At 57.8% G+C, this 20,843-nt stretch carries 20 protein-coding genes and 3 pseudogenes; 19 read left to right on the forward strand and 4 right to left on the reverse strand.

The window, feature by feature from the left end; translation table 11 throughout:
• Nucleotides 1-75: 75 nt before the first annotated feature.
• From AC0Z4S_RS16860 to AC0Z4S_RS16920, 13 genes are all read left to right on the forward strand, one after another.
• Nucleotides 76-1,002 (forward strand): carbohydrate ABC transporter permease, encoded by a 927-nt coding sequence (locus AC0Z4S_RS16860; protein ID WP_471878551.1) that lies wholly within the window; start codon nucleotides 76-78, stop codon nucleotides 1,000-1,002.
• 8 nt (nucleotides 1,003-1,010) lie between these two features.
• Complete coding sequence (locus AC0Z4S_RS16865; RefSeq protein WP_016774872.1) at nucleotides 1,011-1,841, forward strand: carbohydrate ABC transporter permease; 831 nt, start codon at nucleotides 1,011-1,013, stop codon at nucleotides 1,839-1,841.
• A gap of 164 nt (nucleotides 1,842-2,005) precedes the next feature.
• Nucleotides 2,006-3,109 (forward strand): ABC transporter ATP-binding protein, encoded by a 1,104-nt coding sequence (locus tag AC0Z4S_RS16870; protein WP_485623824.1) that lies wholly within the window; start codon nucleotides 2,006-2,008, stop codon nucleotides 3,107-3,109.
• Between the two features lie 15 nt (nucleotides 3,110-3,124).
• Nucleotides 3,125-4,597: a mannitol dehydrogenase family protein gene (locus AC0Z4S_RS16875; RefSeq protein WP_485623825.1), complete on the forward strand. Its 1,473-nt coding sequence runs from the start codon at nucleotides 3,125-3,127 to the stop codon at nucleotides 4,595-4,597.
• 138 nt (nucleotides 4,598-4,735) lie between these two features.
• Complete coding sequence (gene xylB / locus AC0Z4S_RS16880) at nucleotides 4,736-6,232, forward strand: xylulokinase (RefSeq protein ID WP_485623826.1); 1,497 nt, start codon at nucleotides 4,736-4,738, stop codon at nucleotides 6,230-6,232.
• Between the two features lie 13 nt (nucleotides 6,233-6,245).
• Nucleotides 6,246-7,184: a carbohydrate kinase family protein gene (locus AC0Z4S_RS16885; RefSeq protein ID WP_485623827.1), complete on the forward strand. Its 939-nt coding sequence runs from the start codon at nucleotides 6,246-6,248 to the stop codon at nucleotides 7,182-7,184.
• A gap of 71 nt (nucleotides 7,185-7,255) precedes the next feature.
• Nucleotides 7,256-7,849 carry a transglycosylase SLT domain-containing protein gene (locus tag AC0Z4S_RS16890; RefSeq protein ID WP_172667863.1) on the forward strand — a complete coding sequence of 198 codons (594 nt, stop codon included), beginning with the start codon at nucleotides 7,256-7,258 and terminating at the stop codon, nucleotides 7,847-7,849.
• A 373-nt stretch (nucleotides 7,850-8,222) separates the two neighbouring features.
• Nucleotides 8,223-10,316, forward strand: coding sequence for a type VI secretion system Vgr family protein (locus tag AC0Z4S_RS16895; protein WP_485623828.1), 2,094 nt, complete (start codon nucleotides 8,223-8,225; stop codon nucleotides 10,314-10,316).
• Nucleotides 10,316-11,155 carry a DUF4123 domain-containing protein gene (locus tag AC0Z4S_RS16900; RefSeq protein WP_485623829.1) on the forward strand — a complete coding sequence of 280 codons (840 nt, stop codon included), beginning with the start codon at nucleotides 10,316-10,318 and terminating at the stop codon, nucleotides 11,153-11,155. The genes AC0Z4S_RS16895 and AC0Z4S_RS16900 overlap by 1 nt, the downstream gene beginning before the upstream one ends.
• A gap of 91 nt (nucleotides 11,156-11,246) precedes the next feature.
• A complete protein-coding gene (locus AC0Z4S_RS16905; RefSeq protein WP_189691490.1) occupies nucleotides 11,247-11,738 on the forward strand; it encodes a DUF3304 domain-containing protein in 492 nt (163 codons plus the stop codon).
• Complete coding sequence (locus AC0Z4S_RS16910; RefSeq protein WP_485623830.1) at nucleotides 11,735-13,561, forward strand: hypothetical protein; 1,827 nt, start codon at nucleotides 11,735-11,737, stop codon at nucleotides 13,559-13,561. The genes AC0Z4S_RS16905 and AC0Z4S_RS16910 overlap by 4 nt, the downstream gene beginning before the upstream one ends.
• A 59-nt stretch (nucleotides 13,562-13,620) precedes the next feature.
• A complete protein-coding gene (locus AC0Z4S_RS16915; RefSeq protein ID WP_485623831.1) occupies nucleotides 13,621-14,118 on the forward strand; it encodes a DUF3304 domain-containing protein in 498 nt (165 codons plus the stop codon).
• Between the two features lie 4 nt (nucleotides 14,119-14,122).
• A complete protein-coding gene (locus tag AC0Z4S_RS16920; protein ID WP_485623832.1) occupies nucleotides 14,123-14,563 on the forward strand; it encodes a DUF3304 domain-containing protein in 441 nt (146 codons plus the stop codon).
• 52 nt (nucleotides 14,564-14,615) lie between these two features.
• On the opposite strand, the pseudogene AC0Z4S_RS16925 reads toward AC0Z4S_RS16920, so the two are convergent.
• Nucleotides 14,616-14,916, reverse strand: a pseudogene (locus AC0Z4S_RS16925) (hypothetical protein).
• A 480-nt stretch (nucleotides 14,917-15,396) separates the two neighbouring features.
• Between AC0Z4S_RS16925 and AC0Z4S_RS16930 the strand changes: the two are divergent.
• Nucleotides 15,397-15,666 (forward strand): DUF2790 domain-containing protein, encoded by a 270-nt coding sequence (locus AC0Z4S_RS16930; protein ID WP_485623833.1) that lies wholly within the window; start codon nucleotides 15,397-15,399, stop codon nucleotides 15,664-15,666.
• An 89-nt stretch (nucleotides 15,667-15,755) separates the two neighbouring features.
• A pseudogene (locus tag AC0Z4S_RS16935) lies at nucleotides 15,756-16,153 on the forward strand (hypothetical protein).
• On the opposite strand, the gene AC0Z4S_RS16940 reads toward AC0Z4S_RS16935, so the two are convergent.
• Nucleotides 16,150-16,419: a DUF1652 domain-containing protein gene (locus tag AC0Z4S_RS16940; protein ID WP_485623834.1), complete on the reverse strand. Its 270-nt coding sequence runs from the start codon at nucleotides 16,417-16,419 to the stop codon at nucleotides 16,150-16,152. The pseudogene AC0Z4S_RS16935 and the gene AC0Z4S_RS16940 overlap by 4 nt on opposite strands.
• Before the next feature lie 368 nt (nucleotides 16,420-16,787).
• Between AC0Z4S_RS16940 and eco the strand changes: the two genes are divergently transcribed.
• Both eco and AC0Z4S_RS16950 read left to right on the forward strand, forming a co-directional pair.
• Nucleotides 16,788-17,273, forward strand: coding sequence for a serine protease inhibitor ecotin (gene eco / locus AC0Z4S_RS16945; protein ID WP_485623835.1), 486 nt, complete (start codon nucleotides 16,788-16,790; stop codon nucleotides 17,271-17,273).
• Nucleotides 17,274-17,287: 14 nt separating this feature from the next.
• Nucleotides 17,288-17,593 carry an NIPSNAP family protein gene (locus AC0Z4S_RS16950; protein WP_485623836.1) on the forward strand — a complete coding sequence of 102 codons (306 nt, stop codon included), beginning with the start codon at nucleotides 17,288-17,290 and terminating at the stop codon, nucleotides 17,591-17,593.
• Between the two features lie 30 nt (nucleotides 17,594-17,623).
• On the opposite strand, the pseudogene ilvA reads toward AC0Z4S_RS16950, so the two are convergent.
• Nucleotides 17,624-18,613, reverse strand: a pseudogene (gene ilvA / locus AC0Z4S_RS16955) (threonine ammonia-lyase, biosynthetic); the annotation flags it as partial.
• 250 nt (nucleotides 18,614-18,863) lie between these two features.
• Here ilvA and AC0Z4S_RS16960 point away from each other — a divergent pair.
• Complete coding sequence (locus tag AC0Z4S_RS16960; protein ID WP_485623837.1) at nucleotides 18,864-19,202, forward strand: DUF2834 domain-containing protein; 339 nt, start codon at nucleotides 18,864-18,866, stop codon at nucleotides 19,200-19,202.
• A 210-nt stretch (nucleotides 19,203-19,412) separates the two neighbouring features.
• On the forward strand, nucleotides 19,413-19,877 hold the full coding sequence (locus AC0Z4S_RS16965; protein ID WP_485623838.1) for a hypothetical protein: 465 nt from the start codon (nucleotides 19,413-19,415) through the stop codon (nucleotides 19,875-19,877).
• 52 nt (nucleotides 19,878-19,929) lie between these two features.
• Here the strand turns inward: AC0Z4S_RS16965 and AC0Z4S_RS16970 are convergent, their stop codons facing one another.
• Nucleotides 19,930-20,703, reverse strand: a complete 774-nt coding sequence (locus tag AC0Z4S_RS16970; protein ID WP_471878568.1) for a class I SAM-dependent methyltransferase — start codon at nucleotides 20,701-20,703, stop codon at nucleotides 19,930-19,932.
• Between the last annotated feature and the right edge of the window lie 140 nt (nucleotides 20,704-20,843).

Consider the following 20,843-nt stretch of genomic DNA (forward strand, 5'->3'; position numbering starts at 1 on the left):
ATCCAGCGCTTTCGCGAGCAGGCTCGCTCCCACATGGGGATCTTCATAGGTCTGTATGACTCGGTTGTGAATGCCATGAATACTTCAACTGCCAAAGCCCACATCGACCTTGCACAACCCCAGCGCAAGCTGCGCGTGCGCAATCCCGGCTGGTTTCTGGTCAGCCCCTCGGTGGCGCTGTTGCTGCTGTGGATGATCGTGCCGCTGGGCATGACCATTTATTTTTCGATGATCCGCTACAACCTGCTCTACCCCGGCGAAAACGAATTCGTAGGGCTTGAGAACTTCACCTATTTTCTTACCGATTCGGGCTTCATGCCCGGCGCGACCAATACGTTGTTGCTGGTCGGCAGCGTGTTGCTGATCAGCGTGGTCTTCGGCGTGTTGATCAGCGCATTGCTGGAGGCCAGCGAGTTCCTCGGTCGCGGCATCGTGCGGGTCATGCTGATTTCGCCGTTTTTCATCATGCCTACGGTGGGTGCGCTGATCTGGAAGAACCTGATTTTCCACCCGGTCTCGGGAATTCTCGCCTACATCTGGAAGCTGTTCGGCGCGCAACCCGTGGACTGGCTGGCGCACTACCCGCTGCTGTCGATCATCATCATTGTTTCGTGGCAATGGCTGCCCTTCGCGATCCTGATTCTGATGACCGCCATGCAATCGCTGGATCAGGAACAAAAGGAAGCCGCACGCCTGGACGGTGCCGGCCCGATTGCGATCTTCTGGCACCTGACCCTGCCGCACCTGGCGCGGCCGATTGCCGTGGTGGTGATGATCGAAACCATCTTCCTGCTCTCGGTGTTCGCTGAAATCTTCACCACCACCAACGGCGGCCCCGGCTACGCCTCGACCAACCTCGCCTACCTGATCTACAACCAGGCGCTGGTGCAGTTCGACGTCGGCATGGCTTCGGCGGGCGGTTTGATTGCCGTGGTCATCGCCAACATCGCCGCGATCATTCTGGTGCGGATGATCGGCAAAAACCTGACTGACAAAGCGTGAGGCCTGCCATGACGCTCCAACAATCCCGCCGCCTGCAAAGCCTGCTGCTCGGTACGCTGGCCTGGGCCATCGCGATCGTGATTTTCTTCCCGATCTTCTGGATGGTGATGACCAGTTTCAAGAGCGAAATCGACGCTTTCGCCACGCCGCCGCAGTTCATCTTCACACCGACGCTGGAGAACTACCTGCACATCAACGAGCGCAGCGACTATTTCAGTTTTGCCTGGAATTCGGTGGTGATCTCCTTCAGCGCTACCGCCCTGTGCCTGTTGATCGCGGTGCCGGCGGCCTACTCGATGGCGTTCTACGAAACCCAGCGCACCAAAGGCACGCTGTTGTGGATGCTCTCGACCAAAATGCTGCCGCCGGTGGGCGTGCTGATGCCGATCTACCTGCTGGCCAAGAGTTTCGGCCTGCTCGACACGCGCATCGCGCTGATCGTGATCTACACGCTGATCAACCTGCCGATCGTGGTCTGGATGGTTTACACCTACTTCAAGGACATCCCCAAAGACATCCTCGAAGCCGCCCGCCTCGATGGCGCGACGCTGTGGCAGGAAATGGTGCGCGTGCTGCTGCCGATCGCCAAGGGCGGCCTCGCCTCGACCGTGCTGCTGTCGCTGATCCTGTGCTGGAACGAGGCGTTCTGGTCGCTGAACCTGACCTCATCGAATGCCGCACCGCTGACCGCGCTGATTGCCTCGTACTCCAGCCCCGAAGGGTTGTTCTGGGCCAAGTTGTCGGCGGTCTCGACTCTCGCCTGTGCGCCGATTCTGATATTTGGCTGGATCAGCCAGAAGCAACTGGTACGCGGGCTGTCGTTCGGAGCCGTGAAATGAATACCCCGGACCCAACCCTATCCCCTGTGGGAGCGAGCTTGCTCGCGAAAGCGGAGTGTCATCCAACAATGATGGTGACTGACACGCCCCCTTCGCGAGCAAGCTCGCTCCCACAGAAAAGCCGATCCGGTTCATCTGAATAATAAATTGCGGAGGCCCATCTCATGGCCAACCTGAAAATCAAGAATCTGCAAAAAGGCTTCGAAGGCTTTTCCATCATCAAGGGCATCGACCTGGAAGTGAACGACAAGGAATTCGTGGTCTTCGTCGGCCCGTCGGGCTGCGGTAAATCCACCCTGCTGCGCCTGATCGCGGGCCTGGAAGAAGTCAGCGACGGCACCATCGAACTGGATGGCCGTGACATCACCGAAGTCAGCCCGGCCAAGCGTGATCTGGCGATGGTGTTCCAGACCTACGCGCTATACCCGCACATGACCGTGAAGAAGAACATGTCTTTCGCCCTCGATCTGGCCGGCGTGCCGAAAGCCGAGGTCGAGCGCAAGGTCGGCGAAGCGGCGCGCATTCTCGAACTCGGGCCGATGCTCGAGCGCAAACCGAAACAGCTGTCCGGCGGCCAGCGCCAGCGCGTGGCGATCGGCCGTGCCATAGTGCGCAATCCGAAGATTTTTCTCTTCGATGAGCCGCTGTCCAACCTCGACGCCGCGTTGCGCGTGCAGATGCGTCTGGAACTGCTGCGCCTGCACAAAGACCTGCAAGCGACGATGATTTACGTGACCCACGATCAGGTCGAGGCGATGACCATGGCCGACAAAGTCGTGGTGCTCAATGGCGGCAGGATCGAGCAGGTCGGCTCGCCGCTGGACCTGTATCACAACCCGGCCAACCTGTTTGTCGCAGGCTTCCTCGGCACGCCGAAAATGGGTTTCCTCAAAGGCAAGATCGCCCGCATCGATGGCTCGAGCTGCGAAGTTGCGCTGGACGCCGGCACGCACATCACCCTGCCGTTCAACGCCGCCAACCTCAGCGTCGGCAGCGCGGTGACACTGGGTATTCGCCCCGAACACCTGGAGCTGGCGCAACCCGGCGACTGCACTTTGCAAGTGACTGCCGACGTTAGCGAACGGCTTGGCAGCGACACCTTCTGCCATGTCACCACAAGCGTCGGTGAAGCCCTGACCATGCGCGTGCGCGGCGATCTGGCCAGCCGTTACGGCGAGCAATTGAGCCTGCGCCTGGACCCGACTCACTGCCATCTGTTCGACACCGAAGGTGTGGCGCTTACCCGCCCACTGCGCGCTGCCGCCTGATTTCGAGACTATCCGATGAAACTCAACCAACAGAACCTCAATCGCCTCGCCGCCGAAGTGCAACTGCCGGGCTACGACCTCGGCGACACACGCCAGGGCATCGCCCACATCGGCGTCGGTGGCTTCCACCGCGCGCATCAGGCCTATTACACCGATGCTTTGATGAACACTGGCGAAGCGTTGGACTGGGCGATCTGTGGCGTCGGCCTGCGCCCGGAGGATCGCCGCGCCCGCGATGATCTGCGCGAGCAGGACTACCTGTTCACCCTGTTTGAACTGGGCGACAGCGACGACACCGAAGTGCGCGTCATCGGCGCCATCCGCGACATGCTGCTCGCCGAAGATGGCGCACAGGCGCTGATCGACAAACTCGCCGAACCGCAGATCCGCATCGTCTCGCTGACCATCACCGAGGGCGGTTACTGCATCGACGACAGCAACGGCGAGTTCATGGCGCATCTGCCGCAGATTCAACACGACCTGGCCCATCCCGAAGCGCCGGGCACCGTGTTCGGTTTCCTCTGCGCCGCGTTGGCCAAACGTCGTGCGGCGGGCGTTCCGGCGTTCACTGTGATGTCCTGCGATAACCTGCCGCACAACGGCGCGGTCGCCCGCAAGGCACTGCTGGCGTTCGCCGCGCTGCGTGATCTGGATCTGCGCGACTGGATCGAGCAGAACGTCAGTTTCCCCAACGCCATGGTCGACCGCATCACGCCGATGACCAGCACCGCGCATCGCCTGCAACTGGCCGACAAACACGGCGTCGACGATGCCTGGCCGGTGGTCTGTGAACCGTTTGTGCAGTGGGTGCTGGAAGACAAATTCGTCAGCGGCCGCCCGGCGTGGGAAAAGGTCGGCGTGCAGTTCACCGACGACGTATCGCCGTACGAAGAGATGAAAATCAAACTGCTTAACGGCAGTCATTTGGCGCTGACGTATCTGGGTTTTCTCAAGGGTTATCGCTTCGTCCACGAAACCATGAACGACCCGCTGTTCGTGCGTTACATGCGCACTTATATGGACCTCGACGTCACCCCGCAACTGGCGCCGGTGCCGGGCATTGATCTGAGCGAATACAAGGACACGCTGGTAGCGCGGTTTTCCAATCAGGCGATTGCCGATCAGCTTGAGCGGGTGTGTTCGGATGGCTCGTCGAAGTTTCCCAAGTTCACCGTGCCGACGATCAATCGGCTGATTGCCGATGGCAAAGAGACCAAACGCGCGGCACTGGTCGTGGCGGCGTGGGCGTTGTATTTGAAGGGCGTGGATGAGAATGGCGATACGTATTCGATTCCGGATCCGCGGGCGGCTTTCGTTCAGGGACTGGTGGCGGACGATGCGTTGATCAGCGAACGGCTGCTGGGCGTGGAAGAGATTTTCGGCACGGCGATACCGAAGTCGGCAGAGTTTGTTGCGGCGTTCGAATGGTGCTGCCAGAGTTTGCGCGAGGTTGGAGTTTCGCGGACTCTGGAACGAGTTCTAGCCTGATCCTGCGGCGATGCGACTGACGTCTTCGCGAGCAGGCTCGCTCCCACAAGTGATGTTGGAACACTGACCTGTGGGAGCGAGCCTGCTCGCGAATAGCCGCCATACTCGGAAACACCCTGACATCCTGAGGACCTCATTGTGACCAGCCAACAACTCTTCCTGGGTATCGACTGCGGCACCCAAGGCACCAAAGCGATCATCCTCGATGCCGACAGCGGTGAGGTGCTCGGTCTGGGCGCCGCGCCACACACGATGATCAGCGGCGCCAATGGCCGCCGCGAACAGGACGTCCAGCAGTGGCTCGACGCTTTCGTCAGCGCCACCCGCCAGGCCTTGCAAGCGGCCAATGTCGACGGCCAGGCGATTCTCGGCGTCGGCGTCTCCGGCCAGCAACACGGCCTGGTGCTGCTCGATGAGCGAGGCGCAGTGCTGCGCCCGGCCAAGCTCTGGTGCGACACCGAAACCACACCGGAAAACGACCGCTTGCTCGCGCAACTGGGCGGCGAGGAAGGTTCGCTGGAACGCCTCGGCGTGGTCATTGCACCGGGTTACACGGTGTCGAAACTGCTCTGGACCAAAGAGCAGCATCCGGAAGTCTTCTCACGTATCGCGCGCATTCTGTTGCCCCACGACTATCTCAACTACTGGCTCACCGGCCGCGCCTGCAGCGAATACGGCGACGCGTCCGGCACCGGTTATTTCAACGTGCGCACGCGGCAGTGGGATTTGCAGATCCTGCGCGACATAGACGCCAGCGGCCGTTTGCAAACCGCGCTGCCGGAGCTGATCGACGCACACGCCGCAGTCGGCACCCTCCTGCCAGCGATTGCCGAACAACTTGGCATCAACCCCAACGCCGTGGTCTCCAGCGGCGGCGGCGACAACATGATGGGCGCCATCGGCACCGGCAATATCCAGCCCGGCGCGATCACCATGAGTCTCGGTTCCTCCGGTACGGTCTACGCCTTTTCGGACGCGCCGAAGGTCAGCGCCGATGCCTCGGTCGCCACCTTCTGCTCCTCCAGCGGCGGTTGGCTGCCGCTGATCTGCACCATGAACCTGACCAACGCCACCGGCGCGATTCGCGAGCTGTTCAAGCTTGATCTGCCGACCTTCAACGAACTGGTCGCGCAGTCACCGATCGGCGCCGAAGGCGTGAGCATGCTGCCGTTTCTCAACGGCGAACGCGTCCCCGCCCTGCCCCACGCGACCGGCAGCCTGCACGGCCTGACCATGGACAATCTGACCCAGGCCAATCTGTGCCGCGCCGCCGTCGAAGGCACCACCTTCGGTTTGCGCTACGGGCTGGATTTGCTCCGTCAGAATGGTTTACAAAGCCTGCGCATCTGCCTGATCGGCGGCGGCTCGAAGAGCGCGGTGTGGCGGCAGATCGTCGCCGACATCATGAACGCTCCGGTGATCTGCACCGAACAAAGTGAAGCTGCCGCATTGGGCGCAGCGATTCAGGCAGCGTGGTGCGCGTTGCGTTTGAACGGTGCCGATGTTTCCCTGACCGATCTGTGCGAACGCTGCGTGAAACTCGACGCGCGCAGTGAAACCCTGCCGATTGCCGCCAATGTCGCGGCGTTCCAGCAGGCCTACGAACGCTATCAACAGCATGTCGCAACCCTATAACGAGCAAACAACTATGTACCTGGTGTGTGGCGAAGCCCTGTTTGATTTCTTCAGCGAAAACGATGCCAGCGGTCTGGCCTCCAAAGTCAATTTCAAGGCGATTGCCGGCGGCTCGCCGTTCAATGTCGCCGTCGGGCTGCGCCGTCTGGGCGTGGACTCGGCGCTTTTTGGGGGGCTGTCCACCGACTACCTCGGCCGCCGCTTGCAGCAAGTGCTGCAGGACGAAGGCGTGCGCCCGGACTATCTGGTGGATTTCGCCGCGCCGACCACCCTGGCGATGGTTGCCGTGGGCGCCAATGGCTCGCCGCATTACAGCTTTCGCGGCGAGGGTTGTGCCGACCGGCAGTTGAGCGAGGCGCATTTGCCGACACTCAGCGACGAGGTTCGCGGCCTGCACATCGGCTCGTTTTCGCTGGTGGTGCAGCCGATTGGCGACACGCTGCTGAAACTGGTCCAGCGCGAAAGCGGCAAACGCCTGATCAGCCTCGATCCCAATGTGCGCCTCAACCCCGAGCCGAACATCGATCTATGGCGCGAGCGCATCGCCACGCTGGTGCGGCTGGCCGATCTGATCAAAGTCAGCGACGAAGACCTGAGCCTGCTCTATCCCGAGCAGGATCCGCAGCAGGTGATTGAAGGCTGGCTCGAGCATCGCTGCCAGATCGCCTTCCTGACGCGCGGTGGCGACGGCGCGACGGTGTTCAGTCGCGCCCACGGCTCATGGTCGGTGCCGGCGAACCCGGTAACGATTGCCGATACCGTCGGCGCCGGTGATACCTTCCAGGCAGCGCTGATCACTTGGCTGACCGAGCACTCGCTGGACTCCGTCGCAGGCGTGCAGCAGCTCAGTCGCGAGCAAATTGACGCCATGCTCGGGTTCGCCGTGCAAGCCGCCGCGCTGACCTGCAGCAAAACCGGTCCGGATCTGCCCTATCGTCATCAATTGAGCTGAGCGCGTAGACTGTCGGCCTTTTTGCGCACGACGGAAATCAGCTTTTGAACCACAGGCATATCCTCGCCCTCATGACCCTGGCCACTCTGCTGAGCGGTTGTGGCACCTCGCCGCCCCGCTCGCCGGAAGACATCTGCGCAATCTTCCGCGAGAAAAGCGACTGGTACGACGCCGCGCAAGTCACCCAGAAACGTTGGGGCGTGCCGATCCAGGTGCCGTTCGCGATCATGTATCAGGAATCGGGCTATCGCTACGACGCCAAGACGCCGCGCAAATACCTGCTCTGGGTGATTCCGTGGGGCCGCGTCTCCACCGCTTCCGGCTACGCGCAAGCCAAGGACGAGGTCTGGGCCGACTACCAGAAAAGCACCGGCCGCAACTGGGCCGATCGCGAAGACTTCGACGACGCGATCGACTTCGTCGGCTGGTACATGGACAAGACCACCTCGATCAACGGCGTGTACAAATACGACGCCTACAACCAGTACCTGAACTACCACGAAGGCTGGGGCGGCTTCCGCAACAAGACCTACGCGAGCAAAGCCTGGCTACTGCCGACCGCACGCAAGGTGCAAAACCGTTCGGATCTGTATGCGCAGCAATATGCCGGGTGCAAGGAAGACCTCAATCGCGGGTTCTGGAGCCGGTTCTGGCATTGGTTGTAGAAGCCCTTCGCGAGCGGGCTCGCTCTCACAGACAACCACAGATCCCATGTGGGAGCGAGCCTGCTCGCGAAAGCGCCCGATCAGATGCAGCAGGACCACGCCTTGAAACACCAAAAAGCCATGGTGCAAAACCAGCCACGCCTCCCCCAAACCTGAAACTGGTCGCTCATTGCCGACCATACTAGCGCATCGATATCTGCGTTCCACTTCCATCAAAGCCAACAAGATGCCCGGTTTTACTGGCCAAAACCGCCCTCCTAAGGGTTTTCCCTATGGCATCGCAGTCCCACGCCTACGCCATTTGCGCCTTGAATGAGGCCGTCTAATCCTGCAACATCCATCACCTGCTTATTCAACGGACGGAATTCAAGGCATGCTGGACGCCAACGCAACCCACATCACCCTCTCGATCGAAGACGCCAACGCCGACCTGCAAGTCCTCAGCTTCACCGGTCGCGAAGCCCTCAACGAACCGTTCCGTTTCGACCTCGAACTGGTCAGCGCCCGCCCCGACCTGAAGCTCGAAGAGCTGCTGCACAAGCGCGCCTGCCTGACGTTCGGCGCTACCGGCGAAGGCAGGATTCACGGCCAGGTCTATCGCATCGAGCAGGGCGACTCCGGCAAGACCCTGACCCGCTACAGCATCAGCCTGATGCCACAACTGGCCTATCTGCAGCACAACCATGATCAGCAGATATTCCAGCAACTGACGGTGCCGAAAATCATCGCCCAGGTGCTGGAAGATCGCGGCATTCTCTCTGACGCCTACAGCTTCCAGCTCGGCGCCGAGTACCCGGAACGCGAGTATTGCGTGCAATACGACGAGTCCGACCTGCATTTCATCCAGCGTCTGTGCGAAGAGGAAGGCATTCACTTCCACTTCCAGCACAGCAGCAGCGGCCACAAACTGGTGTTCGGTGACGACCAGACGGTGTTCCGCAAACTGAAACCGGTCAGCTATCAGCAAGACTCCGGCATGGCCGCCGAGAAACCGGTAATCAAGCGCTTCAACCTGCGCCTGGAAACCCGCACCACCCGCGTCAGCCGTCGCGATTACGATTTCGAAAAACCCAAGTTGCTGCCCGAAGGCGCGGTCAAATCCGAATTCGCCCCGGATCTGGAAGACTACGATTACCCCGGCCGCTTCACGACTCGCGAGCGCGGCAAGTTCCTCTCGACCCGCGCCCTCGAACGCCATCGCAGCGACTACAAACTCGCCGAAGGCAAAGGTGACGAACCGACCCTCACCAGCGGCCATTTCCTCACCCTCGCCGAACACCCGCGCGCCGAGTGGAACGACCTGTGGCTGCTGCTGGAAGTCTTCCACGAAGGCAAACAACCGCAGGTGCTCGGCGAAAACGTCACCAGCGACGTCACCGACAACAAAAGCGATTTCCACCAGGGCTACCGCAACAGCTTCCTCGCCACCCCGTGGGACGCGCACTACCGCCCTGCCCTCGAACACCCGAAACCGAAAGTCCTCGGCAGCCAGACCGCCGTCGTCACCGGCCCTGCCGGTGAAGAAATCTACTGCGACCAATACGGCCGCATCAAAGTCCAATTCCACTGGGACCGCGACGGCCAGTCCGACGACAAAACCACCTGCTGGATGCGCGTCGCCAGCGGCTGGGCCGGCGCCGCCTACGGCGGCATCGCCATCCCGCGCATCGGCATGGAGGTGCTCGTCACCTTCCTCGAAGGCGACCCCGACCAGCCCCTCGTTACTGGCTGCCTGTACCACAAGGAAAACGTCGTCCCCTACGACCTGCCGGCCAACAAGACCCGCAGCACCTTCAAAACCCTCAGCTCCCCGGGCGGCAAGGGCTACAACGAATTCCGCATCGAAGACAAAAAAGGCGCCGAACAGATCTACATCCACGCCCAGCGCGACTGGGACGAAAACATCGAACACGACCAGAAAATCCGCGTCGGCAACGAACGCCACGACACCGTTGAAGCCAATGTGTTGAGTGAATTCAAGGTTGAAGAACACCGGATTACCCATCTGGATCGCATCAGTGAGATGCGCGCGGATGATCACCTGACGGTGGGTGTGACGCAGCATGTGAAGGTTGGGACTGGGCAGTTTGTGGAGGCCGGGACGGAGATTCACTATCACGCTGGTGAGAAGGTAGTGATTGAGGGTGGCATGGAGCTCACGGCCAAGGCTGGTGGGAGTTTTGTGAAGGTTGATGCTGGTGGTGTGACCATCAGCGGGGCTGAGGTGAAGGTTAATACCGGTGGTGCGCCTGGATCAGGTACAGGTATTCAGATACTTGCACCATTCATTCCGGGCCTCGCAGCCATTGATAACGCCGGACGCCTGATGCAAACCCGCGCCAACCAGATGATGCAGGCGGAGTCCCTCGCCGTGACGCCAAAACTCAAAGCACCTACCGGCATCTGCGTCGAATGCCTGAAAAAAGCCATGCGTGAAAAACTCGCCCTGCAAACGGGGGCCAATTGATGACGAAGAGTGACGCAGCGAAAGCCTGGAGCGAAGCACAAAAGAACGCTCAGTCGATATTCGCGATCGTTGAGACCGGTCTGTTGCCGGAACCCGCTCGATTGCAGTTCGTCAGCGCTGATCCGTCTCGACGGCCGTTGATGGTGCAACCGGAATTCTCCGAACTGCGCAACTACGGTCCTTGGCTGGTCGACGTTAGCCACATGGAATTTGAGGCCTTTCTCGCTCACGAACGATTCACCGGCTGCACCGCAATGGCTAGTTGGATTCGTACTGACTGCCCAGCCGACAAGCTCGCCGCTCACCTTAGTGATGCGTTGCTGGCAAAAAATGAAGCTGGCGAAGTCCTGATGATTCGTAGCTACGCACCAGAAGTGGTGCCGATGCTGTACGCACGCGATGATCTGTCTTGGCATGCGTGGCTGTTTGGCCCACTGCAGGAATGGTGGGTGCCAGCAGAGGAAGATCAATGGCAGTGTCTGAAGGGGTTCAACCTCGAAAAGCCCGGAAGATACGAGCCTATCTTTCTTGACGGAAAGCTGTGGACGGACATGGAGATCGATCCTCTACCCTACAGCCTCACCACTGAACTGGAAAAAGAAGCGCCTGAAGTGTTTGCCAGCACCTGCCACGGTGCACGGTTGAAGCAAGTGAAAGAAGCGCTGGACGCTGGCCGCAGTGAAGGTTTAACAGACGCGGAAGACGTCACTCTCTTTGCCAGCCTGCAATTGATGGACCGCGAATTTCCGGCGAACTGGCCGATGTGGGAAAAGGCGAAAGAACGGGCAATTGGAGAGAAGTTGCCGCTTGGTGTGGTGATGCGAGAGTTGTCGGAGTGAGTGTCGAGAGGAGCATGTTGATCAGCACTTTCTGTCTGTCTCAAGTTTTCTGGATATTCAAGATGCATTGCTGGATAAGGAATTCACGTAAATGACCGTGGCCATGAATACTAAGCGGCAAAAAATCTGGCGTCGCCGCAATCTTGTCATCGGGGTATTCGTTTTACTGCTGCCTTTCATTGGATCGTATCTTTATAACCAGTTTCGTACGCCGGGTGCGATGTTGACATCTGCGAACTATATGGATCGGCCTATTCTAAGCTTTTGGATAAACGATTTCTGGGGCGGAAATCTCGCCGCAATGGGAGGCGGCGGCACTATGTGCTGCAAAAAAATTCAAGGGCCTACTGTAAAAGTAACTTGGATTCTTAGCCGAACTGGAGAGCAACTCCGTCAAGGGGTAAAAAAAGAAACTCATGAAAGAATTCTTCCCTTACCTGAACGTCAGAGGACAGATGAATTTCTTCACGTACGATTCCTTCCTGGAAATATCGTAGAACTGAAATGGAGTCCTGACCTCGTTAGCCCATTCGAAAAATTCCATAGATCTTCAACCAGTCCGGAGCAAGGAAGCCTGAAATGAGCGGAAACTCTAATCTAGATCGTGCTCAGACGGTCAGTACAAAAGCTTGCGCAGTTACTGACGGGCAGAAAAAATCAGTTTTGCCCTGCGAGTCCACGCTACACATCTCATTTTTTTTTGATGGGTTCGGTCGAAATTCGGTCAACGATATTCAGGAAGGTAACCTAAGCAATGTGGCCCGCCTGTTTTTCGCACATCCGGATGACACTGGCCAAGACAGAATTCAAACAAATGTGGATCGCCGCAGATTCTACATATCCGGTCTAGGGTCTGACTTCGATGCGTCACTCGGCGGCGGCGCTGCTACCAGCGGGGCTGGCATTGATGGCGCGTTGAGCCGAGCCAAAGACAGTGCTTTGAAATCCCCCGAAGACACTTTCAGTAAGAGCCCACTTGATGCAGCAAAAGATATTCTCACGGGTAAAAAATGGTGGGAATCTTTGTTAAACAACCTGAAGGTTGGCAATGTCATCTCCGGAGCTATTAAAGCCGCAGCGCCGGCGGGGCTAGATCTTTTCGGAATAACTCGAGACAACGAGTATACCGCTACTTTTTTCAAAACAGGCGTTGATACGCGACTTGAGGCAGCATTTAAAGTCGTAGAAAAGACACTCGCTGATGCAAAAGAAAAAAGTGGCGCGCCTGTAAAGCGTATTTCCATCTCTGTCTTTGGATATGACTTCGGGGCGAGTCTTGCTCGAGCATTCACCCATAAACTGTTCGAAGAGTGTGATCCCGCAACAAATGTTTTTAAAGGCGCCCAACTCGAAGTGAATTTCGCCGGATTGTTTGACGCGGTGGATCGAAGCGGCGACAGCTCTATTTTACTGGAATATTTCATCCCGTTTGTGAACATTGTGGATGACGGCGAGTGCCTCGCTGGGCCCGTTAAATCTGCGCTTCATCTTGTTGCCGCCCATGAGTGCCAGGATTCTCGCCGCTCCAGGCTGATCGGCACTGGTCCGTCCACTCCTAAATGGGAGGAACGATTAGTACCAGGGACGAGCTACGACGTGGGAGGCGGTTTGAAAAAAACCGACGTCGCTCATAGCACTGAGCTTCAACTAGCAAGTTTGCATGAAATGTATCAAGCTGCCCGAAAGGCAGGAGTTCCCTTTCCTACACTTGACGAATTGCATGAGAGCCAGCCAGATATCGCCGAGTATTTCATACTGAACGATCATATCAACGGCGCAAGCGCGATCGGCGCGAGCAAAGATTACATGAGTAAAGCGGGTAATAAAAAAGTATCTGCTGAAAGCTTCCTAGCCCATCGTCGATTGTATATCCAACGTTTGCGTGGTTTATGGGAGTTGTATCGTGGGCAGCATCAAGCATATGACGACCAAGAAGAGCGCCTGCAACGTCCTATTTTTAGCAAACAAGGCTCAATCGCACGAGCGCTAGGGATGAGCAGCGAAAGCGCCGCTCAAGCAGCAAAACGCGATCAGGCTCTCAAGCAAACTCAGCAAGGCAAGGCTGCCCTCCGCGCCGAGCTAAGTTGGCTTGAGGACGTAGACCGCGAAGCCTGGAGGTTGAAAACCAGCTTTCCCTCTGCCCCCGTAAAAGCGCTGTTGGACGAGTGGTTTGCTCCAGTTCCCAAAGGCCTTAATTTCGACGTTGAAGATCTACTCGAATTTTACGTAAACGATCAATACATGATCCAACAGATACCTCGGGGCACAGGTATTCCGATACCTAAATACTTTCGCGTTCGAGAGTTCGATATGCCGAGCCTGAATAAAACCAAAGGGATGGCCCCCGACTATCTGGAACAGATGATGCGGAAACCTTCAGCAGAGGTTCCCGGTGCATCAACCTAAAGTCAGGAAGATTCATTTCAGTCTCAAAGACTGAATATTGCTTTTCTAGTTTGGATTTCATGCGTTTGATAGATATTGCTGCGGACGCACGTCGAAAACGAACATGGCGAAGAAGGCGAATAGCCCTGGCTGTACTGGTTTTGCTGCTTAGCTACGCCACCCCAAAAATCATTGATCTATTTCGTACGCCCGGCGCCATGCTGACATCAGAAAATTACACAGATCGGCCAATATTCAGCTTTTGGATAAATGACTTTTGGGGCGGCAATCTGTTCGCAATGGGCGGCGGTGGAATAATGTGCTGCTCCAAATTTGAGGGAGACACAGCTAAAGTCACCTGGATATTGGACATGACCCAACAGCAGCAAATACAGGGCTCGGTAGAAGAGCGCCATGAAATTCAGCTTTCGCTTCCCCAGCGCGGCCCGCACGATCAGTACCTGCATGTGCGCTTTGATCCGGGTAATAAAGTACGGCTCGGATGGAGTCCTGACTTGTTTAGCCCATTTGAACCCCTACCAACCAAGACGGTGTCGGAAAGCAGTGAGGCGCAGTAAAAATATGCGATTCAGCCAAGCGCCCATATCCAGTCGCACGAAGATAGTGATCTGCGTGACAGTGGTGCTGGCCGCTTTTGTAATTTCTCTAATTCTTGACCGTGTTCGTACGCCCGGTGCTGCCCTTACACCCCACAACTACACCGATCGTCCCATCGGCAGCTATTGGGTAAATGATCACTGGGGCGGTAACGGAGGCGTGACCTGCTGTTGGAGCATTGATGGCAACACCGCTAAAGTTGCGTGGATTCTGAGCATGTCTAAAGCTCAAGAGGACCAGGGGATGAAGATCGAAAGACACGAAGTGCAAATGCACTTACCTTCACGCAACCGCGGCGATGACACGTTGCATGTCTATTTTCTTCCGAACAATCGTATCGAGTTGATGTGGGCATCGACGGTGCTGGATCCGCTTCGTCACGAAACGGAAATCTTGCCACGCTGAAACACGGGTCGTTTCTCACTCCCTCCCGTGGCCACTTCCAATCATTTTCTCATCAAACCGGCGCCTTCCAGCTCAACATCTGCTGCTGCGCCACCTGCACCAAATCATTGCCATCCTGCGTCAGCAGGTAAAGTGCATGGGTGAGGTGTGGAATGTCCTGCACGTCGGCGTGCTTGAAGCATAGGCAATGCAAGGTTTCGAGCAGATCGGCAGAGGCGCGGATGCGTTGAACGGCAGCTTCGAGGATGTCTTTCGGGTTCGCTTGGGTGTCGAGAGCAGCGTCGGGGTTTCGGTGACGTTGGTGCTGGGGGGAGATAGCGGCTTTGTAGCGGCTTAATTATTGGCGTTTTGATTACTCAACTGTATTAGAAGGTAACCGCCATAGCCGTGACCAAACGTTGGGAGGCGGCCGGGTACAGGCTTGGTCAACCGAGAACAGTTCAAAACTCAGCTCGCCCGAAGGCGTCCTGCAGACAGCCGCGACAGCAGTGCACTTCGCGGACCAGAAAATTCGCGCAGGGCAAATGATGGCACATATGCAACGAACTTTTCTCAGGTGACCCAACCCGAAGCACTGATTTTGCAGCGGTACCGGACAACAACCTTCCCCTCCACCTGCCGAAAGCAGAGTAGCTTTTGTAGGAATTCGCCAAACCTTCTAAAGAAAACCGCCGCACTCCCTAACAGCCGGCGTTCAGCTCGGTTAACCATCCCTTAACACCGTGTTCAAAAACTCCACTGAACCGCACGCCCTCAGCCATTCTGGCTGTCGCCCAGTGCCGCAGGTTCGAGTGAATCACGCCGAATACTAGAACCGCCACAAGGGAGTCCTCATGAACATTCGCCCTTTATTGCTCAGCGCCGCCCTCGCCTGCACCGCATTTGCCGGGCTGGCCCAGGCCAATGACACCTCTGGCACATCCAAAGCCATGCCGTATCAGTACGGCATGCCGCTGCATGTGCCCAAAGTGGTGTCGTTGACCGAGCCACCAACGCAACTGTGCAAATTGGTTACGGCCGATATGAAGTACATCGACAACGCCGGCAAGCCAGCAGAGATCAACTCCAGGAAATTATCTGACGCGTGCAGTCAACAGAACTGACAGACGCTTCTGATTTTCCGGTTGGCCATAGGCGTGGGCGATGTCGGCGGGTATGCTCGGGGCCTTCCCTACTGCCGCAAGGACTGGCCATGCAGTTGTCGTTTCGCACGCTGTCGAGCTTCACTTCCATCCTGTGTTTTCTGCTGGCGCTGGTCTGGGGATTTTTTCCGGAGGTGTTGCTGGCGATCTGGAGTATTGGCTATTCGGAAGGCACTGGCGTAGTCGCAAGGCGCAGCGCGGTGCTGTTTGTGGCGCTGGGGGTGATGTTCTATTTGCTGCGCAATGCTCCGCCATCAGTAGCACGCAGTGCGCTCAGCAATGGTTTCATCGTCGGCTGTTTCGGTCTGGCGGCGTTGGGTTTTGGCGAATGGCTCAACGGCCATGCCGGCCCCGGGATTTTGCTCGCGGTGCTGGTCGAGTTCGCGCTGGGCCTTGGTTTGTGCAGGCCCGGCGCGTGACGGTCGAACTGGGTGAAACGGTGGGTTAAACGGCTCGAGAACGAGCGCTGGTTTGATGGGTCGTGGTTTGTTGCGCGAGATCGGAACGCAGGCCCGCGACCAGGTTGTTGATTTCACGGCAGCTATTCAGGCCGCTGGCATCGATGCCACTGACGTAAAGCTCGGCCTGGTCTGTTCGATGATCGCCAAACACTTTAACGGACATCGACAAGTCTGGTGTGAGCGTGCACTGGCAGCGTTTCGGCAGGAAGCTGCTTTCAATGATATTGCGTAATTCCAAGGCAGATAAAAACATGGCGAACCCTCTCCTTTCTGTGCGATTGCCAATCAAGTATTCACGCTGACCCTTTGCTGCGCCTTCACGGGTGTGCCCCCGCTGTTTCCCTGGTGCGGCAAGTGGTGGTACTGCGAAATGCTCATTGGAGTGTAGGCGCCCAAATCCTGTGCGCCGCACTTACATAACGCATAAAACGTGCCTTTGGTCGGGTTGATTCGGCTCCTGAAAAATCAAGCACTTGGAAGCATCGCCAGTATTTTGCTATTTGCAAAATGCATGAATCAACCACCCGTCCCCTGCAATATGCAATCCCCCGGACATTTGCTTTCGAGCCGTATGACGGCAAGAATGCCTCCTATCGCAATTCAACCCGCACGGAGGCTTCCATGAATTCCTTAAGCATCTACGCGACCGCTGGCCTGCTCATCGCCAGCCTCTCCACCCTCGCCCACGCCGCCAAACTCGAAGACGTCGCGCCGTATCCCAAAGCCGAAGCCGGGTTCACCCGCCAGGTCATTCATCTGCCCAAGCAAGAGCACGAAGAGAATTTCCAGGTTGAAATCCTCGCCGGCAAAACTCTGGAAGTGGATTGCAACCGCCAGCGTCTGGGTGGTGTGCTCGATGAAAAGAATCTGCAAGGCTGGGGCTATCCGTTCTATCGCCTTGAAAAAGTGATCGGCCCGATGAGCACAATGATGGCCTGCCCGCCCGGCAGCCAGAAAAAGCGTGCTTTCGTTCCGGTCGTCGGGGATGGCTTCATGTTGCGCTACAACAGCAAGTTGCCGGTTGTGGTGTACGCGCCTTCGGACGTTGAGGTGCGTTATCGCATCTGGTCGGCGTCGGACAAAGTCGGAACAGCCCTGCAGGAATGACCGGAGCCCAGCCCTTGATTACTTGCCACGTCAGATATGTGATCGATCCTTACCAGTTACCCGCTTTCGAAGCCTATGCCAAAGCGTGGCTCGGCATCGTTGAGCGCTTGGGCGGCACGCATCACGGCTACTTCCTCCCCTCGGAGGGCGCGAGCAACATTGCTTATTGCCTGTTCAGTTTCCCGTCGCTGGCCGATTACGAGAGCTATCGACATATTGCAATGACCGACCCGGAAAGCACCGCACTGGTGGCCGACCTGGTCGAGAAAAAATTCATTGTCAGTTACGAACGCACGTTTTTGCGCCCGTTGCTGCCCTGATCGCCATCACGCCGGCACGCCGCTAGCAGCGGCGCGCTCGGCAACGTGGCGCAGGCTGTCGAAGTTGATGTTGGCACCTGAATCGATGGCGACGAAGGTCTGATCACGAACGCCGGTGCGAGCCACGTATCGCTTGATACCCGCAACGGCTAGTGCGCCGGACGGTTCGGTGATCGAGCGGGTATCGTCGTAGATATTCTTGATCGCGGCGCAGAGCTCGTCATTGCTGACCGTGATTACTTCATCTACGCAGAAGCGGCAAACCTCAAAGCCATACGCGCCGATCTGCGCCACCGCCACGCCATCGGCGAAGGTACCGACGCTTGGTAGAACAACCCGCTCGTCCGCACTCAAAGCCGCTTGCAGGCACGCTGAATGTTCCGATTCGACGCCGATGATCCGCACTTCCGGGCGCAGGTATTTGACGTAGGCCGCGATACCGGCGATCAAGCCTCCGCCGCCGACCGGGATGAAGATGGCGTCCAGCGCGCCTTGATGCTGGCGCAGGATTTCCATCGCCACGGTGCCTTGGCCGGCGATCACGTCAGGATCATCGAAGGGTGAAACGAACGTGCATCCGCTCTGCTCAGCCAAATGCAACGCGTGGGCCAGAGCAAACGGGAAACTCTCTCCATGCAGCAGGGCTTCGGCACCACGACTGCGCACGCCGAGGACTTTGAGCTCAGGGGTGGTAGACGGCATCACGATCGTTGCGCAGACGCCCAACTCCCGTGCCGCCAGCGCTACACCCTGCGCGTGATTACCCGCCGATGCCGTAATCACTCCCCGCGCTTTCTGCTCATCGCTCAGTTGCACGAGTTTGTTGTAGGCGCCACGGATCTTGAAAGAGAACGTCGGTTGCAGATCTTCGCGCTTGAGCAGGATCCGATTGCCCAATGTTCCCGACAACGCCGGCGCAGGCTGCAACGGCGTACGCACCGCGATGTCGTACACCGGTGCGGCCAGGATCTTTTTCACATAGTGCTCAAGCAGGGCTCGCTGGTCGGGGCTGTGCGGCATGATCGTCTCCTGACATTTATCAGAACCCCGGGGACAGAAAGTAAAAACCCGCCTCCAGGGCGGGTTGGGTGCTGCAGTCGTGAGCTAGCCCGCCAAATAAGGAATGGCGGTAATAATGCTTGGCTGGCAGTGCGATACGGTGAAAGTCATGGGCTGGAAATTAGCCTGCCGGCAGATGGCAAGTCAATGGTCAATTGCGCGCCGCACCGGTAGGCTGGCGATTCTGCTCATCACACCAAGGAAGGAAAGCATGATGTCCATCGCCCTGCCTCTCACCGCTTTGCTCGCGTTCAGCGGTTACACCATTTCGGTAATGCTCCAGGCTGAACAATCCCTGATCGACTTCGGCCTCAGCCTGATGTCACGACCTGACACTGCGCAAGTAGTCATCGATCTGTACCTGCTGGCGACCCTGGCCGGGCTATGGATGGTCAAGGACGCCCGGGCTCGCGGGCAGTCGGTCTGGTCTGTGCTGCCTTATTTGTTGCTGACGGCGGTTTTTGTCTCGGTTGGGCCATTGTTGTATCTAGTGGTACGCGGGATTCGTGAGCGCAACAAGAAGGCGGTGGATCTGGCTCGGGTGGTTTGATCCGGATTATTCCGCGTCGGCCGGATTGCCTTCGCGGGCAAGCCCGCTTCCACAGGGGAATTGTCAGGATAAAAGACGAGGTCTCCAGAACCTGAATATCGCGGCTGTCAACTGTAAAGTCTGACAGTTATGCCACCAACCCTGATGCGGTAACTTGAGCCTTCACCGGGAGCTTGCCCCCATTAACGTCCTGCGTCAGGAGCATGAGCGATGAGTGATTCAGCGTCCACATCTACAGGAGAGTTTTCTGCCGAGACGGAAGGTGGTGAACGCTTGTTGTTTTATACGACGTTAGTGAATCTTGCGATCAGCTCTCGCCCGGTGCCTGTCCCTTTTTGGCAAGCTATTGGTGATCAGGAATTCGACGAACCGCTTCCGCGGCGACACGCCTATCTGAGTGTCTATTTCCCTGTGGGGGTAACGGCAGGCACCTATCCGCTGACCAGGGACGGCGACTATCGAGGGAGCTATGCGGTCGGCACTCTCGGTGATGCGCAGTCGTACTATTCAACATCAGGAGAAATAACGCTGACTATCGTGCCGTCATCGGAAGGCGGACAAGTTGAGGGCACAGTGTTCTTTACAGCGCTAAATGATAAAAACGGGAAGACAGTCACTATCAAAGATGGCAAGTTCAACATGAAAAACCAGGCCTTACCTCGGCAGCGACCATGAGCGGGGGTAAGCTTTTGAATGGTCAGCCCGGCGTTCTCGCGGCCCCGCTGCCTCAGCCCCGCCTCACCGCAACAAACGCCGCCGTTTCATACGGCACCGTCACCACATCCCTGCCGAGCAGCTCAGGCTCTGCGGCAATCAACGCACGAATCTGCCCATCGACCTGCGCTCGCTGCGCATCCGGCAGCGCGGCGATGAAACTGGTCGAGCGCACGCGGTTGAAGATCACGTCTTCCGGCGATCCGGTATGGTCATGGTGAAAACGCTCAACCTGCAATGGCGCAAATGCCGGGTGCGGAAACGCTGCGCGCCAGGCGCCGGTGTAATAGCGCGGCGTGTCACCTTCGAGCGCGTTGACGATGGCGTCCAGTTTCCGCACCCAACTGACACGGGTGTCGCGCAGGTTCCAGATCAACCCCAACTGGCCACCGGGCTTGAGTACCCGGGCGATTTCCGTCAGCGCTTCGGTGCTGGCGAACCAGTGAAACGCTTGCGCGCAAATCACCACATCCACAGAAGCATCCGGCAACGGCAGATCAGTCGCCGTGCCACTCACCGCCAAGACTTGCGGCCACGCGTCAGAGAGCTTCTCCAACATCTGCGCCACCGGTTCCACGGCAATCACCTGGGCGCCGGTCGCCACCAGCCGCCCGGTGAACTTGCCGGTGCCGGCGCCCAGATCGAGCACGGTTTTATGCCCATCCAGACCCAGCGTCGCGGTCAACCATTGACTGACTTGCGGCGGATAGTCCGGCCGCCCTTTGACGTAGGTGTCGGCAGCGCTTTTGTAGCCGGCAGCGGCTGAGTGATGGACCTGATCGTTCATGACAATGCTCCTTTAGGCAAAACATCGGATCAACGGCAGACGCTCCCGAGCATAGCGCTTGAATTTACGCTGAACTTGAACAGTCACTGATAAAGCAATGAATAAAGTTTCACCCTGTGGTGTTCAAAGTGAAACATAAC

This window comes from Pseudomonas sp. 1L-B-1-E-C1, from assembly GCF_057291835.1.